Genomic DNA, 15539 nt, shown 5'->3' with positions numbered 1-15539 from the left:
TCACTCCCCTTTCGGCGGGAGCGGGCAGTTCTCCGGCGGCGGGCAGGAGCACGTTGATCATCTCCCACGCGCATCGCGCATGCCAACGAGGTCATGTTTACGCAAACCCGGACGGAACGGTCCGCTCCGCCCGGCATCGTCCCCGGCCATGAAATATCCAGCGTGGTCACGCCCCGCCCCGCAGCGCGCGCACTACGTCCGCCAGCACCCATGCCGTACCCACCATGCGACGGCTCCTCTCTCCCAGACCCCCGGGCCCGGCCGGTGCGACCGGAACCATGGCCAGGTAACCGGGCTGACGCTGTGGCGTCACGCCACCCGGAAGAGAACGGCGGGCCGCTGCGCGAGCGCAGGTCAGCGGGGGAACGGCGCACCGGCGACCGGAGGACTGCTCATACGTTTCTCCTGTCTCGGCCACGTCGGGAACGCACGTCGGGAACCTCGCCGTAACGGGCGACCGCCGACGACGGAGAGAGGGGATGCTTCCATGCGTAGCGTCACATGTGTGCGGGTCAAGGTGTGTCAGCCGCAGTTACGAGGGCAGGTCTTCTGCCGCTTGTGCGGCTGCCGTGTCGAGGTCCAGCCATGCTTCCTCGGTCAGATCGGTGGCGGCCCAGCGGGCAGCGGACACGACCTCCTCGGGGGTACGGAATCCTGCGACCACGCAGGTCACGCAAGGGTTGCGCAGCGGAAACCGCAGGGCCGCGTGGGGGAGTGCGGTGCCGTGTCGACCGGACACACCGGCAAGGAGCCGAGCACGGCGCAGTGCCGATTCCGAGGCGGGGCCGTAGTCGAAGGTGGCGTCACTCGCGGGGTGAGGACGGCTGAGCAGACCGGAGTTGAACGGGGCGGCGGCCACCACCGCGACCCCACGTTCGGCGCACGCGTCCAGCAAGGGGCGAGCGGTGCGGTCGAGAAGGGTCCACCGCCCGGCCACCATCACGGCGTCGACGTCCGCCTCCGCGACGATGCGCAGCAGCGGGGCGACCGCGTTCATGCCGACACCGACGGCACCGATGACCCCTTGGTCGCGCAGAGCCGTCAGGGTGGGCAGGGCATGGTCGAGGGCAGCGTCCAGGTGATCGTCGGGATCATGGACGTAGACGATGTCCACATGGTCCAGCCGCAGGCGATTCAGGCTGCCTTCCAGACTTCGCAGTACACCGTCCCGTGAGTAGTCGGGGCGGCGGACCAGCGTGTCGGGTACGGCGAAGCCCCCTGCCGTCAGGTCGGATCCGGTGGGTGCCGGGTGGGGTTCCAGCAGTCGGCCGACCTTGGTGGAGATGGTGAACTCCGACCGCGGACGGTGAGCGAGGGCATCGCCGAGCCGCCGTTCGGACAGTCCGAGGCCGTAGTGCGGGGCGGTGTCGTAGTAGCGCACTCCCATGTCCCAGGCGGCCTCGAGGGTGGCCTGTGCCTGGCAGTCGTCGATCGGGCTGTAGAGATTGCCGATAGGGGCGGCACCGAATCCCAGCGTGCTGACACGAACACTCGTACGACCGAGCGGGCGGGCCTTCATGAGGGGATTCCGTACCAGCGCGCGGCCGTTGTCCCGAAGACCGCTTCCCGTTCGGCGGCGCTGAGATCCTCGGTGAGTGATTCGGCGACGGCCACCACCTCGTCGTACTCGGCGGCGAGCAGGCAGACCGGCCAGTCCGAACCGTACATGAGGCGGTCCGGTCCCATCGTCGCCAACAGTACGTCCGCGTAGGAGCGCAGAGCCTCAGCCGGGGCCCCGCCGGTCCGGGTGACCAGGCCGGACAGCTTCACCGTCACGTTCGGGCACTCGGCCAGCTCGGTCAGCAGCGCGGTCCAGGAGACGAGGCCGTCCGGACTCACGACAGGATTGCCGGCGTGATCCAGCACGAACCGGACGTTGGGCAACTCGCGCACGGCCCGCACCGCGCAGGGCAATTGGTCGGGGCGGACGAGGAGGTCGTAGACGAGGCCCGCTGCCGCGACCGACGTGATGCCGCGGCGGACCTCGGGCCGTGCCGGCCACTGCGGGTCGGTCTCGTCCTGGATGCCGTGCCGGATACCGACGAGCGCGGATCCTCCGGGTTGCTCCCGCAGTTCCGCGAGGCGGTCGGCGATGCCGGGTTCCGTCAGGTCGGTCCAGCCCACGACTGCCCGCACCTGCGGGTCCGTACACGTCAGGGCCAGCAGTTCCGGCGTCTCCTCCGGCACGGCGATGGTCTGTACGACAACGGTGGCGTCGATCGCGTTCCGTTCGAGCGCCGGCCTCAGTTCAGCGGCGGTGAAGGTCCGGCGCAGCGCAGGCACGTCGCTGGTCCACGGCTGATCGCGAACTGACAGATCCCACAGGTGGTGATGAGCATCGATACGCACGGTTCGGTCCTTGAGCGTCGAGAAGGACTGGCGAGGGGAAGGCGCACGCACCCGCTGCGAGGAGCGCGGCGCGGAGCGCCCTTCTCGCAGCGGCTGGAGCGCGTGAGGTACGGCCCGCGGACGGCTCCGGCGTACGTGAGCTCTCAGTCAAGGTGGGTGTCTCCTTCGTGCCGGGGCGGAGGTGCCCTTGTCCCACTGGCCGCCGCGTGCAGGGGCCGCCTGACTTCGCGTACCGCATAGGGAAGGATCTGCTTCATCTGGCAGGCAGGACCTTAAGGATGGGGATCCATTCTGCGCAACATCCTGAGAGGTATGCGAAGTTTCTTCGGGTTTGATGAGAGCTTCGCAGGTCTTCTGTCTGAAGATCTGTCTGATCTCTTCCCAACACGCAGCGGCAGTGCCATATTGGCCACCGTCAATGAATCAGATTAATCCGTGGTGCAAGAGGGGGCTCGCCTTGGGCGACTCAACGCAGGCTGCTGGCAGGGGAGATGACGCGACGTCGACGTCACATCCCTACCGTCCGGGGTATGAACTGGTGGCGGAACAACTGCTGAACTACATCGCCCAGGAGAACCTGCGGCCCGGCGACCGCCTCCCCACCGAACAGGGCCTGGCCCAGATCCTGGGAGCATCCCGCAACGTCACCCGGGAGGCCGTGAAGGTCCTGGCCGCCATCGGCCGGCTCCATGTGCGGCGAGGCGCCGGTATCTTCGTCGCCGCCTCGGTCGGCGGGCTGCTGGACGACGAACTCTCGCACTTCCGGCCGACCAGTATGGAAGACGTCCACATGCTCCTGGACTACCGCAAGGTGATCGAGTCGGAGACAGCGCGCCGCGCCGCCTCCCTCGCCACCCCGATCGAGGTCCGGGCCATCCGGGAGAGCGCGGAGAGCACCCTGGCAGCGGCCACGGAGAACGACGTGGACACCTTCGCCAAGGCTGACGCGGCCTTCCACGATTCGGTGGGCGCCGCCTCGCACAACGTGTTCCTGCGGTCGAGTGTCGCCGGTGTGAGGCGCTTGGCGTCCCAGTCCGACGTGCTGCTCTTCCACGGTGACGTGCCCGGGTCGCTGGAAGTCGCCGCACGGCAGCATCTGGCCGTGGCCGAGGCGGTTGCCGAGGGGGCGGCGGATCTCGCCGAGCGGCTGATGGTGGAACACATCGCCACTACGCAGAGCCAGTTCGAGAAGAAGATTCGCGACCGGCTGTTCAATCCCGGCGCCGACGCAATCCCTTAGGCGCCCCCGGAGCCTTCGAGGAGCGGCAGCTCCGGGGCTCCGCCGCCGTCCGCGGAGACGGCGGCTCGTCATCCGGCCGACCCCGCATGTGCCGCGGCACAGCGATCGAGCCGCCCGACGCCCTGGGCGCCCCGTCGGACGACCGGGACTCCCAGGTATCACCTCCCTCAGGCGATTGGATACGTGTGTCTCATCCGTCTGCGCGCCGGCGCGTCTTCGCGCCGCTGCGAAGAAGTTTCACGGCCGCCTTCTCAGTGGCCGCGGTGGCAGCCCTGCTGACTGCCGTGCCGGCCCAAGCGGCTCCCCGGTCGCCGGACCTCGATGTCTATGTCTCTCCGACCGGCCGGGACGTGGGCTCGGGTACCGCCGCACACCCCTTCAGGACTCTCGACCATGCGCGGGACTACGTACGCGACGTCAAGCAGAACGCCAAGGGCGACATCCATGTCCGGCTCATGTCCGGCACCTACCAACTCAGCCGTACGTTCGCCCTGACCGCCCGGGACTCCGGCCGCGACGGACACCGGATCGTCTACGAGGCCGCCCCCGGCGCACACCCGGTAATCAGCGGGGGCAAGCAGGTCACCGGCTGGACCCCGGCCGACTCGGCAGGGAAGGTCTACAAGGCCAAGGTGGGTGACATCGACACCCGCCAGCTCTTTGTGGACGGCGAACTGGAGACCCGGGCGCGCAGCGCCAAGAACCCCTCCGGCTTCAGCAAGACGTCCACCGGCTACGCCTTCACGGACTCCAGCCTCAACACCTACAAGCGTCCCTCGGACCTGGAGGTCGTCAGCTCCTGGGGCTGGAAGCTGATGCGCTGCCCCGTGCAGTCGATCGCCGACAACAAGATGACCATTCAGCAGCCCTGCTGGCACAACGCCAACCTCCAGCAGGGCCAGGAGATCCAGAACCCGACCTGGCTGGAGAACGCCCGCGAACTGCTGGACACGCCCGGTGAGTGGTACCTGGACAAGGGCGAGGGCGAGATCTACTACATGCCCAAAGCCGACCAGAACCTGTCCACCGCGACCGTCACCGTGCCGCTCGTGCAGGACCTGGTGGACCTCAACGGCACCAGGACCGCCCCGGTCAGCAACGTTTCCTTCCGAGGCATCACCTTCTCCTACTCCACCTGGCTCGCGCCCAGCTCCTCCGAGGGCCTCATCGAGGGCCAGGCCGGCTTCCGGATGGTCGGCAACGACCCCGACTTCGACGCGACCCGCCTGAAGTGGCAGAAGACGCCCGGCGCCGTCAATGTCGGCTACGGCCACGGCATCGGCTTCGAGGGCAACACCTTCACCCATCTCGGCGCGGTCGGGCTCAACCTGAACACCGGTACCCAGGGCACCGACATCACGGGCAACGTCTTCCGTCAGATCGCCGCCACCGGCATCCAGATCGGCGGGGTCGCGGTGATCGACGCCCACCCCGACGACTCCCGGGACATCACCAAGGACACCAGGGTCGACAACAACGTGGTCACCAAGGTCGCCGACCAGTACAACGGCTCCGTCGGCATCCTGGCCGGCTACACCGACCACACCACCATCACCCACAACAAGGTCTACGACCTGCCCTACACCGGCATCTCCGTCGGCTGGGGCTGGGGCCTCACCGACCAGGGCGGCAACAGCAACTACCCGGGGAATCTGGGCGTACCGGTCTGGGACACCCCCACGACCAGCCGCGACACCAAGGTCACGGACAACGAGATCTACGACATCATGAAGTCGCAGGCCGACGGCGGTGCCATCTACACACTCAGCACCAACCCCGGCGGCGTGGTGTCCGGCAACTACATCCACGGCATACCGTCGCCCGCCTACGGCGCGATCTACCACGACGAAGGCAGCCGGTACTGGACGAACACCGGCAACGCCCTGTGCGACGTCGCCTACCAGTGGCTGTTCCTCAACCACGGCATGGACATCGCCGCCACAGGCAACTTCACCACCCAGCCCGCCTACTCCGCTCAGGCCAACAGCACGGGCAGCACCATCAGCGGCAACACCACCGTGGGTTCCTGCGACCAACTGCCGGCTTCCGTGGTCAACAAGGCGGGCCTGCAACCGAGTTACCGCCACCTCGACCCGGGGCCCGACGTCCCCGACCACCAGGCGCCCAGCAGGCCCGGCACTCCGACCGCCGTCGCCGATTTCCCGACGGTGGCAGACCTCACCTGGGCCGCGTCCACTGACGACACCGCGGTCACGGGCTACTCCGTCTACCGCGACGGCAAGCTGATCAGCGCCACCGGCAAGACCTCGGTGCGCCTTTCGGGCCTGACCGCAGGGAAGACGTACACCTTCCGGATCACCGCCCGTGACGCCGCCGGCAACGAGTCCGAGCCCAGCCAGGCGCTGAAGGTCACCATGCCCTCCGGCACGGACCTCGCCCTCAAGAAGTCCCTCACCGCCTCGTCGTACTCGCAGGACAACACCCCGGAAAAGGCGGTGGACGGTGACCTGTCCACGCGCTGGGCGCAGGGCCTCGGCCTGCCCGACCCGTCCTGGATCCAGGTCGACCTCGGCGCGTCGTACGACGTGTACGGCGCGATCACGACCTTCGAGAAGGCCAGCGGCTACAAGTACCGCATCGAGGTGTCACCCGACGAGGTCCACTGGAAGACGCTCGCGGACCACACCGCCGCGACCACCACGGCGGCGACCGACTACGCCCACACCGACGCTCCGGTCGCCGGCCGTTTCGTGCGGCTGACCGTCACCGGATCCAGCGGGAACGGCGGCAGCATCTACGACTTCCAGGTCTACGGCACTCCCAGGACCGTCACGGACCACACGGCCCCCACGGCACCCGGACAGCCCACGGTCAAGCCGCTGCTGCCCGGCCTCGTGGATGTCAGCTGGCCCGCGGCCACCGATGACACCGGCGTGACCAGCTACGTCGTCTACCAGGACGGCAAGCGGATCGGTGTCACCGACGCCACGACACTGCGGGTATCCGGCCTGACCGCCGACACGGAGTACTCGTTCACCGTCGTGGCACGCGACGAGGCGCTGAACGCCTCCGACCCCAGCAAGGCGGCTGTCGTCACCACGCCGGCCGACCACGACCTGGCCCTGAACAAGCAGGTCACCGCCTCGTCGTCGTACTCCAACGACTACGCGCCCGAGAAGGCGGTGGACGGGGATCTCGCCACCCGCTGGGCACAGGGCTCGGGCCTGCCCGACCCGTCCTGGATCCAGGTCGACCTCGGCAAGGACACCGGCGTCTCCAGCGTGGTGACCACCTCCGAGAAGTCCGGCGGCTACAAGTACCGCCTGGAGTACTCCACCGACGGCACGACCTGGTCGATGTTCGAGGACCACACCTCCGCCGCCACCTCGTCGTCGGCCGTCTACTCCTTCGCCGACAAACCCGTCACCGCACGCTACCTGCGCCTGACCGTCACCGGTTCCAGCGGGAACGGCGGCAGCGTCTACGAGGTCCAGGCGTACGGCGGCTTCTGAGCACTCCGCCTCCGAGCCGACACCTTTCCCACAGAAAACGAAAGCCAGGATGAAAATCACCCATGTCGAAGTACACCGGATCGATGTTCCGGCAGCCAGTCCGCCCTTCCGCTGGCGCGACGGGCTGAGCGGCAGCGCTCCGGCGGGCGACGGCGCAGTCCTGCACATCGGGACGGACGAGGGAGCCGAGGGAGTGGCGGTGTTCGCCCGTCCGGGCGCCTACGCCACCCTTCGGGACTTGGTGGACCTGGTCTTTCGTGCGGAACTGGTCGGAGCCGACCCGTTCCAGCGGGAATGGCTGTGGCACCGGGTGTGGGAGCTGGACCGTATCCACGAACTCCCGCTCCCCACCCTGGGCCTCATCGACATCGCCTTGTGGGACCTGGCCGGCCGCTACCACGGCCAGCCGGTCTGGCGCCTGCTCGGCGGCTTCCGGGAAGCCATCCCCGCCTACGCCTCCACCTCGACGTTCTCCAGCATCGCGGAGTTCCTCGACGTGGCGGACCAGTGCCTGGCCCTGGGATATCGCGGTATCAAACTGCACGCCTGGGGCGACGCCCGCCGTGACGCGGAACTGTGCCTGGCCCTGCGCGACCACGTCGGTCCGGACGTCCCTCTCATGTACGACGGATCAGCGGGCTTCGACCTGCCCGACGCGATCCGCCTGGGGCGGGCACTCTCCGAGGCCGACTATCTCTGGTACGAGGAGCCGATCCGCGAATTCAGCATCTCGGCCTATCAGAAGCTCGCCGAGACCGTGGACGTACCGCTTCTGGTGGCTGAGACCTCCGACGGTGCGCACATGAACGCGGCGGACTTCATCCGGGCCGGTGCCGCCACCTTCGGTGTCCGGGCCGGCACCACTCTCCGGGGCGGTATCACCGGCGCCATGCGCACCGCGCATCTCGCCGACGCCTACCGGCTGCGGGCCGAGGTGCACGGTTCGGACCTTCCCAACCACCACCTGTGCATGGCCATCTCCAACACCACCTACTACGAGTCCCTGGTGACCTCGGTGAACGTTGTCCGTGAGCGCCACGTGGACGACCAGGGCCTGGTGCACGCCCCCACCGGGCCCGGCATAGCCCTTCCTCTCGATTTCGGCTACGGCAACGAGCTCCTGCCGTTCGTCGAACAGCCGCGCTGACCGGACGGGCGACCATCCCCCTTGGACGATCACCGCAACCGGCGCCCCCACTCGCGCACCACCTTTCCCACGCAAGAACAGAAAGGCAAGACAATGGGGTCTTCCATAGCTCCGAGAACCGGCCGGCGTCACTCCCTGCTCCGCACGGCGGCCGTCACGCTGTCCCTGGCCACCGCGGCCGCCCTGGCAGGCTGTGCCAGCGCCGACACCGACACCCATTCCTCCTCCGGGCAGTCGGCGTTCAAGCCGGCCGCGCAGAAGGAGGGCTCGCAGATAACGGTGTGGGCCGACTCGACCCGACTGCCGTCGGTGCAGGCGTACCAGAAGTCGCACCCCGACGTGAAGATGAAGATCGTCACGTACGACGGCGGAGCCGACGGATCGGCGTATCTGCAGTCGAAGGTGCAGCTGTTCGACCGGACCGGCAGCGGGTGGCCGGACGTGGTGTTCGGCACGCCGACCGACGTGACCTGGGCGTCGAAGGCCACCAAGCCCGGCGCGCAGCCGTTCGCCGCACCCCTGGACGAGAAGCTCGTACCGCAGAGCACCCTGGACGGGTTCGCCAAGGGTTCGCTGACGCCCTGTGAGTTCAACGGTCACACCTACTGCATGCGCAACGACATCGCGCAGGTCCTCCTCTGGTACAACAAGCCCCTCATGGACAAGTGGGGATACAAGGTTCCCGCCACCTGGCAGGAGTACGAAGCCCTCGGCAAGCAGGTCGCCAAGGACCATCCGGGCTATCTGGTCGGCTCGGTCGGCGACACCAACTCCCACGAGTCGTACTTCTGGTCGGGCCAGTGCCCCGCGTTCAGCCTGGTGAAGCCCGACACCCTGCGCACCGACCTGCAGGACCCGAAGTGCACCCGGATGGCGAAGCTGCTGGACAACCTGATCAGCGCCAAGGCCATCGCCACGCAGGGCTTCTTCAGCCAGGGATTCGCCAAGAACAGTGGCAGCAAGGTCCTGATGGCCTACGGACCTTCCTGGTACGGCCAGTACCTCTTCAAGGCCGGCTTCAAGACCCCGGCCAAGCAGATCGCCGCGGCGCCCCCGCTGACCTGGAAGGGCGAGAGCACGACTGCCACGGGCAACGTCGGCGGCGGCGTGTGGATGGTGTCCTCGCACAGCGCCAACCTCAAGGCGTCCACGGACCTGGTCACCTGGCTGACCACCTCCGACGAGAACCAGGCCACCGCGCCCACCTATCCGGCCTACACCCAGGCCGCGAAGGCCTGGCTGGCCAACCCGGCCAACAGGAACTACTTCGCCAACGATGTGAGCGAGCCGTTCGAGCAGGCCGCGAACGAGGTGTGGACCGGCTGGTCGAACACCAAGTTCTCGGACTCCACCGCCTGGTCCAGCGTCGTCCTCCCGGCTCTGACCTCCGGAAAGAGCCTGACCGACACGCTGCCGGCCTGGCAGCAGGAGATCGCCGACGAGGCCAAGACCCAGGGCTACAAGGTGGTCGATCAGTGACCTTGCTGGAGACCGAGCGCGTCGCCGTCTCCCCCTTGCGCCGCGGCACCACGCCGCGGCGTGGGGGCCTCGGTCGCGCGGGATACCTCTTCGTCGCCGGCTACGCGCTGCTGCTGCTCGCGTTCGGCGTCTTCCCCACCGGGTACGCGTTCTACCTCGCGTTCACCAATGACCGGGGCCAGTTCACCGGACTCAACCAGTTCGTGAAGGTCATCCAGGACTACCGCTTCGCCCCGGCCTTCACCCACATGCTGATCTACCTGGTCATGTGGCTGGTGACCCTCGTCGTCCTGGTCGTGCTGACCGCTGTGGTGCTGCGCAGCCGCGTGCGTCCGGGCACATCGGCGCTCTTCCGCTTCCTCTACTACATCCCTGGCGCCCTCGCCGGAGTGGCGAGCGTGCTGGTCTGGCTGTTCATGCTGGACCCCGCCCTCAGCCCGGTGTCGTGGTTGCTCACCAGCATGGGGTTGAAGTCGTTCGCCGCCGTCCTGGCGCCCGGCAACCTGCCGCTGATCCTCATGTTGATCGCCTTCTGGACCGGCGCCGGAGGCTGGATGGTCGTGATGTACGGGGCTTTGAACAACATCCCCGACGAGGTGCTGGAAGCAGCCCGCATGGACGGCGCGGGCCCATGGCGCACCGCCTGGCACATCCAGATCCCGATGATCCGGCAGTGGATCGTCTACATGACGATCATGGCTTTTGCGACGGGCACCCAGTTGTTCGTCGAGCCCCAGCTGCTCCAGACCGCCAGCCTCGGCCGGGTGAGTCCCACCTGGTCGCCGAACCAGCTCGCCTACGTCTACGCCTTTCAGCAGGGCGACTTCAACGGCGCCGCCGCCATCTCCGTCGTCCTCCTTGCTGTGGGCCTCCTCGCCGCCGGGCTGCTGGTCGCTCGCTCGAACCTGTTCAAGTTGGATGAGAAATGACACAGACCGCTGTCTTCCTGACGGCCGTGAGGCGGCGTATCCGTCCTTCCAGGACCCTCCCCTTCCTGGTCGTAGGACTCCTCCTGGCCTTGCTGCTGGTGTTCTTCGTACTGCCGGTGATCTGGCTGCTGCTGGCGCCGTCGAAGACCGCCGGCGAAGTGGTGCGGGATAATCCGCTCTCCTTCGGCTCGTTCCATCAGATCGGCACGGCCTGGCGGCACCTGTTCGCCTTCCAGGGTGGCGCCATGACGACATGGCTGCGTAACTCGGCCGTCTACTCGGGCGGTTCGCTCATCCTGACCCTGGCCGTCAGCGTGCCGGCCGGCTACGCGCTGGCGCTGACGAGGTTCCGGGGACGCAAGACGCTCCTCGTGATCACCCTGGTCACCATGATCATGCCGCAGACCACCCTGGTGCTGCCGGTCTTCCTGGAACTCAACCGCTTCCACCTCATCGGCACCATCTGGTCCGTGATACTCCCGTTCTCCTTCTATCCGTTCGGCGTGTACCTGGTGTACATCTACTTCGGGAGCAGCCTCCCCAGGGACCTGCTGTCCGCCGCGCGGATCGACGGCTGCACGGAGTGGCAGCTCTTCTCCCGCATCGCGCTCCCGCTCGCCAAGCCCGTGGTCGGACTGGTCGCGTTCTTCAGCTTCGTCGGCAACTGGAACAACTTCTTCCTGCCGTATCTCGTCCTGCCGAACAGCGAGCAGTTCCCCGTCCAGGTGGGCCTGAACCAACTGCTGACCTCGACGCCGTCCTTCAACCCCGTCGCCGGCGCCGGACTGAATGTCACCATCCCCGAACTCGCCCTGGCCATCATCATCGCCATCCTGCCCGTGCTGGTGCTCTTCGTCTTCTCCCAGCGCACTCTGGTGTCCGGGATGCTCGCCGGAGCGAGCAAGGAATGAACGCCGCCGCGCCGCCTTCCCTCTTCACCCACCCCCTGTCCGCAAAGGAGACCGTGTGTACCGGCTCGATCCGCGCTACGCCCCCGCCCCGCAGGCCGTCCTCCACACGGGATGGCAGGCAGTGGCCTCCCAACTCCCGGACGGCCCCGCGGTGGTGGCCATCGACGGTCCCCCGTCCGTCGACTGGTCCCTCCTCGGCGATCGCCTCGCACACGAGCTGACCGGGCGCGGTACCCCCGTCACCCTGCTCGACATACGGAGCCACTACGCACGGCCGGCGCACGTCAGGAGCCGTACCGAACACCCGGCAGACGCCGACGACCCCTACTTCCGCAAGCTCGCCGACAATCCCCTCGACGACCTCTTCGAGACCCTCCCGGTACCCGCACCCCCGCAGGCAGGACTGCTCCTCGTCCACGGGCCCGGCGCCGCCCTCGTGGATCACGACCTGCTCTGGTACGCCGATGTGCCCAAGCGATACGCGGAGGCCGCCGTAGGCGCGGGTGAGCCGGGCGCCAACCTCGGTCTGCCGGGCGAGAAGCCCGACTTCAGACGGCTGTTCTACATCGACTGGCCGATGATCGACCAGCACCGCGACTCGCTCGCACGCCGCCTCGACGCCTGGCTCGACATGCAGGACCCCGACCACCCGGCGTGGATCGACGGAGCAGGCCTGCGCGCCACGTACGCCGCCCTGGCCCGCCAGCCCGTCCGCACCCGCCCGTACTTCAACTCCACCCCCTGGGGCGGCCATTGCGCACAGCGCGAGCTCGGCTTCAACCCCGACGCCGACAACACCGCGCTCGGCTACGAACTGATCGCGCCCGAGGCGGGCATCCTCATCGGCACCGGACCGCAGGCCCAGGCCGAAGTGCCGTTCCCCCTCATGTGCGTGCTGGAACCGGAAAACGTGTTGGGGGCAGAGGTGCACGCCCGCTTCGGCACGTCCTTCCCGATCCGCTTCGACTACCTGGACACCGTCGGCGGCGGCAGCCTCTCCGTGCATTGCCACCCGAAGGAGTCGTACATGCGGGAACGTTTCGGCTGGGACTACACCCAGCACGAGACGTACTACCTGACCCTCGGCGGCACCGACACCAAGGTGTTCCTCGGCCTGCGCGAGGATGCCGACGTCGACGTCTTCCGCAAGGAGGTGGAGCGGGCCGTCACCGACGGAGTGCCCATGGACCCCGAGGATCACGTCCTGGCCTTCCCCGCCGAGCAGGGCCAGCTGTTCATGATCCCGGCGGGCACCCCGCACGCCAGCGGTGCCGGCAACCTCGTGCTGGAGATCAGCGCCACCCCCTATCTGTACAGCCTGAGGTTCTACGACTGGCTGCGGCCCGGTGCCGACGGCAACCCGCGCCCCCTGCCCTACGAGCACGGGTTCGCCAACCTGGAGACCGGACGACGCGGTGCGGCCGTCGCCCGCGACCTGGTTCAAGAGCCGCGCACCCTGCGCGAGGGCACCGGTTGGCGGGAGGAGGTCATCGGTGAGCTGGCCGAGATGTTCTATGAGGTCAGGAGGTTCGTGCTCGACGCCGAGGCCGAGGCGGCCGACGACACGCAGGGACGGTTCCACATCCTGAACGTGGTGGAAGGGGAAGGCGTCACAGTGACCACGGCGGCCGGAGACCGGCACGAACTCGCCTACGCGGAGACGCTCACCGTGCCGGCCGCGGTCGGCCGCTACACCCTGCGAGCGGCCGGTGGCGGCCCGGTGCGTGTCGTGAAGGCGTTGGTCCGTTGATTCCGGTCCTGGAGATCGGCGGCACCCATGTCACCGCGGCGCTCGTCGACCTGCGCGAGGGGCGGGTCACCAGCCGTACGCGCGAGCCGCTCGACGCGGACGGCGCTGCCGACGACATCCTCGGCACCGTACGACACTGCGCCGACGGGCTGCCGGTGCCTCCCGGTGCGCGGTGGGGCGTGGCGGTGCCCGGACCGTTCGACTACGCACGGGGGGTTGCCCTCTTCCAGGGCGTGGGCAAGTTCGACGCCCTGTACGGAATGGACGTGCGAGCAGCACTCCTCGACGGACTGCGACAGCGTCCCGGCGACGTCGTGTTCCTCAACGACGCCCACGCCTTCCTGGCCGGCGAGTGGTCCGCAGGTACCGTCCGCGGGCACCGCCGCGCCGCGGGCATCACGCTCGGCACCGGTGTCGGCTCGGCGTTTCTCGCCGACGGCCGCATCTGCGACAACGGTCCCGGCGTACCACTCGAGGGGCGGATGGACCTCACCGAGATCGATGGCCGGCCGCTGGAGGACACCGTCTCACGCCGGGCCATCCTCGCCTGCTACGGCGACCCCACCGCCGATGTACACGACATCGCCGGACGAGCCAGAGCGGGGGAGGAGCGGGCCCAGCGGGTGCTGGACGATGTCTTCACCGGACTGGGTGTCGTGCTGGGCCCGCGCCTGGTGGACTTCGGCGCGACCGCCCTGGTCGTCGGAGGCTCCATAGCCCGCTCCTGGAACCTCGTCGCCCCCGCTCTGTCCACCGGTCTCGTGACCGGGGGCTGGACGCCGGACGACCCGCGTGCCTCGGCGGCCGGCGCACGGCGTTCTCGTGAGATGAAACCTGCCGGCCCCGCGGGGGACGCCGCACTGATGGGCGCGGCCCGCGCGGCGGTGTCGCCTGATGGTGTGGGCGCGAGCGGAATTCGCTGATCCACGCGTGGTGGCCTGTTGGGGTGGCGGGGTGAGTGAACCCCAACGACCAGGGTTCCCGAGCTGGTGGCAGATGTCCTGTGGTGGACGAGATCAGGGCCCGTCTGGGTCGTCCGCGTTCGGGTCGACGTTCCATCGCCGGGGTAGGTCTGCGTCGCAGAACACGCAGACGAAGTGGCCCTCTCGTACGATGTTGTGCTCCTGGCAGGTGGGACATCGACGGAAGACCACTGCGTGTGTGAAGCAGTCCGGGTGGTCGAGGTCGGCTTGATCCAGTGCCTGTGCGACAGCCGGCCATGAGGCAACGTCCGGGCAGTAGCCGGTCGACTGGTTGCTGACCTCGTTCACCGCCCAGTGTCCGGCGTCGCGGTAGAAGCTGACTTCGCCGGCGGCCAGCACCCGATCGCCGCTCGCGCAGGCGACGTGTTCGCTGCGGCGTGGAGCCAGCCGCAGAGCACCGTCCGTGCCGACGACGAAGGTGAAGGACTCGTCCAGTTCCTCGGCGGACCGGGCTGCCACCCAGTCCGCGAAGTCGGCGGCTGTGCGGATCGTGGCACCACCGTCCACTGCCTTGACGGCAGCGATCACATGGTGAGGCCCGACATAGCGGTAGCCCCGTCCCGACGCGGTCATGTCGATCAACGTACACGCAGTCTTGGCGGGACCTTGGCCCGGAAATGCCCCGGAACTGCTGGTCAGATGTGCGCCGGGAAGGGCGCCTGCCGGGCATCTGCTCTGGCCAGGAGCCCATTTCCCGCGCCTGGAAGAAGCCCAGCTTCTTCGGCGAGTAGCCCACCAGCAGGTTCTTCGTCTGCTGGTGGTACAGCGCAAGCAGCTCGCTGACCCGCGAATATGGCAGCCGTGGGGACCTTGCCGGGACCGCTGGCCCGGGAATGGTCCGGATCTTGACTGATGCAGACCTTGGGGCTGCGGCTCTGTTGGATTGGCCGTAGCCGCCCGCTCCGAGCTGACGGTCCCACCTGGCACAGGTAGTCAGAACCGTCTTCCGGCGTCCGCGTGGTCCAGGTCGGTAGCGTTCGGCCTGGTCAGGTCCTTGTGGTGCGGCTGCGTCGCCCCTGTTGGTGACACGTATGTGACCGCTGTGACTGATGTGGACCCCTGTCGGCTCGTTCCGGCGGGGGTCTCTGCGTTCGGGGATGGGCCCGGTTAAGCGATGGTCGATGAGGTTTGCTCTGCTCCCGTTCGCTGTTCCGGACTGCGAGGCGCGCGTGGCTGTAGCGACGCAGCACGGAGCGGGGCACAGGGACAACGTTCAGCGGTGACGCAAGAGCCCAGTAGGCAGGGCGCGGACCCTGAACGCGTGCCATGCGGGTCAGC

General features: G+C 68.1%; 11 protein-coding genes. 8 read left to right on the top strand and 3 right to left on the bottom strand.

Annotated elements, in window-relative coordinates:
• Window positions 1–532: 532 nt before the first annotated feature.
• Complete coding sequence (locus OHB49_RS04030) at window positions 533–1519, bottom strand: aldo/keto reductase (protein ID WP_329157956.1); 987 nt, start codon at window positions 1517–1519, stop codon at window positions 533–535.
• The gene (locus tag OHB49_RS04025) at window positions 1516–2349 is read right to left on the bottom strand and encodes an amidohydrolase family protein (protein ID WP_329157954.1); all 834 of its coding nucleotides are present in this window, start codon (window positions 2347–2349) and stop codon (window positions 1516–1518) included. The genes OHB49_RS04030 and OHB49_RS04025 overlap by 4 nt, the downstream gene beginning before the upstream one ends.
• Before the next feature lie 538 nt (window positions 2350–2887).
• Here OHB49_RS04025 and OHB49_RS04020 point away from each other — a divergent pair.
• From OHB49_RS04020 to OHB49_RS03985, 8 genes are all read left to right on the top strand, one after another.
• Complete coding sequence (locus tag OHB49_RS04020; RefSeq protein WP_443079485.1) at window positions 2888–3589, top strand: FadR/GntR family transcriptional regulator; 702 nt, start codon at window positions 2888–2890, stop codon at window positions 3587–3589.
• A 263-nt stretch (window positions 3590–3852) separates the two neighbouring features.
• Window positions 3853–7062 carry a discoidin domain-containing protein gene (locus OHB49_RS04015; RefSeq protein WP_329157951.1) on the top strand — a complete coding sequence of 1070 codons (3210 nt, stop codon included), beginning with the start codon at window positions 3853–3855 and terminating at the stop codon, window positions 7060–7062.
• Window positions 7063–7111: 49 nt separating this feature from the next.
• On the top strand, window positions 7112–8209 hold the full coding sequence (locus OHB49_RS04010; protein WP_329157950.1) for an enolase C-terminal domain-like protein: 1098 nt from the start codon (window positions 7112–7114) through the stop codon (window positions 8207–8209).
• 93 nt (window positions 8210–8302) lie between these two features.
• Window positions 8303–9688: an ABC transporter substrate-binding protein gene (locus tag OHB49_RS04005; RefSeq protein ID WP_329157949.1), complete on the top strand. Its 1386-nt coding sequence runs from the start codon at window positions 8303–8305 to the stop codon at window positions 9686–9688.
• The gene (locus OHB49_RS04000; protein WP_329157948.1) at window positions 9685–10617 is read left to right on the top strand and encodes a carbohydrate ABC transporter permease; all 933 of its coding nucleotides are present in this window, start codon (window positions 9685–9687) and stop codon (window positions 10615–10617) included. Before OHB49_RS04005 ends, OHB49_RS04000 begins: the two co-directional genes overlap by 4 nt.
• A complete protein-coding gene (locus OHB49_RS03995; RefSeq protein ID WP_329157947.1) occupies window positions 10614–11528 on the top strand; it encodes a carbohydrate ABC transporter permease in 915 nt (304 codons plus the stop codon). Before OHB49_RS04000 ends, OHB49_RS03995 begins: the two co-directional genes overlap by 4 nt.
• A gap of 55 nt (window positions 11529–11583) precedes the next feature.
• Window positions 11584–13278 carry a class I mannose-6-phosphate isomerase gene (locus tag OHB49_RS03990; protein ID WP_329157946.1) on the top strand — a complete coding sequence of 565 codons (1695 nt, stop codon included), beginning with the start codon at window positions 11584–11586 and terminating at the stop codon, window positions 13276–13278.
• Window positions 13275–14201, top strand: coding sequence for an ROK family protein (locus tag OHB49_RS03985; protein ID WP_329157945.1), 927 nt, complete (start codon window positions 13275–13277; stop codon window positions 14199–14201). The genes OHB49_RS03990 and OHB49_RS03985 overlap by 4 nt, the downstream gene beginning before the upstream one ends.
• A gap of 93 nt (window positions 14202–14294) precedes the next feature.
• On the opposite strand, the gene OHB49_RS03980 is transcribed toward OHB49_RS03985, so the two are convergent.
• The gene (locus OHB49_RS03980; RefSeq protein ID WP_329157944.1) at window positions 14295–14834 is read right to left on the bottom strand and encodes a hypothetical protein; all 540 of its coding nucleotides are present in this window, start codon (window positions 14832–14834) and stop codon (window positions 14295–14297) included.
• Window positions 14835–15539: the final 705 nt, after the last annotated feature.

The organism is Streptomyces sp. NBC_01717 (assembly GCF_036248255.1).
Classification (GTDB): Bacteria; Actinomycetota; Actinomycetes; order Streptomycetales; family Streptomycetaceae; genus Streptomyces.
This window is presented reverse-complemented; position numbering and strand designations above follow the sequence as displayed.

Bases quoted from the DNA above. Each gene is read 5' to 3' on its own strand.
- OHB49_RS04030 (WP_329157956.1), bottom strand. From the start codon at position 1,519: ATGAAGGCCCGCCCGCTCGGTCGTACGAGTGTTCGTGTCAGCACGCTG.
- OHB49_RS03980 (WP_329157944.1), bottom strand. From the start codon at position 14,834: ATGACCGCGTCGGGACGGGGCTACCGCTATGTCGGGCCTCACCATGTG.
- OHB49_RS04005 (WP_329157949.1), top strand. From the start codon at position 8,303: ATGGGGTCTTCCATAGCTCCGAGAACCGGCCGGCGTCACTCCCTGCTC.
- OHB49_RS04010 (WP_329157950.1), top strand. From the start codon at position 7,112: ATGAAAATCACCCATGTCGAAGTACACCGGATCGATGTTCCGGCAGCC.
- OHB49_RS03995 (WP_329157947.1), top strand. From the start codon at position 10,614: ATGACACAGACCGCTGTCTTCCTGACGGCCGTGAGGCGGCGTATCCGT.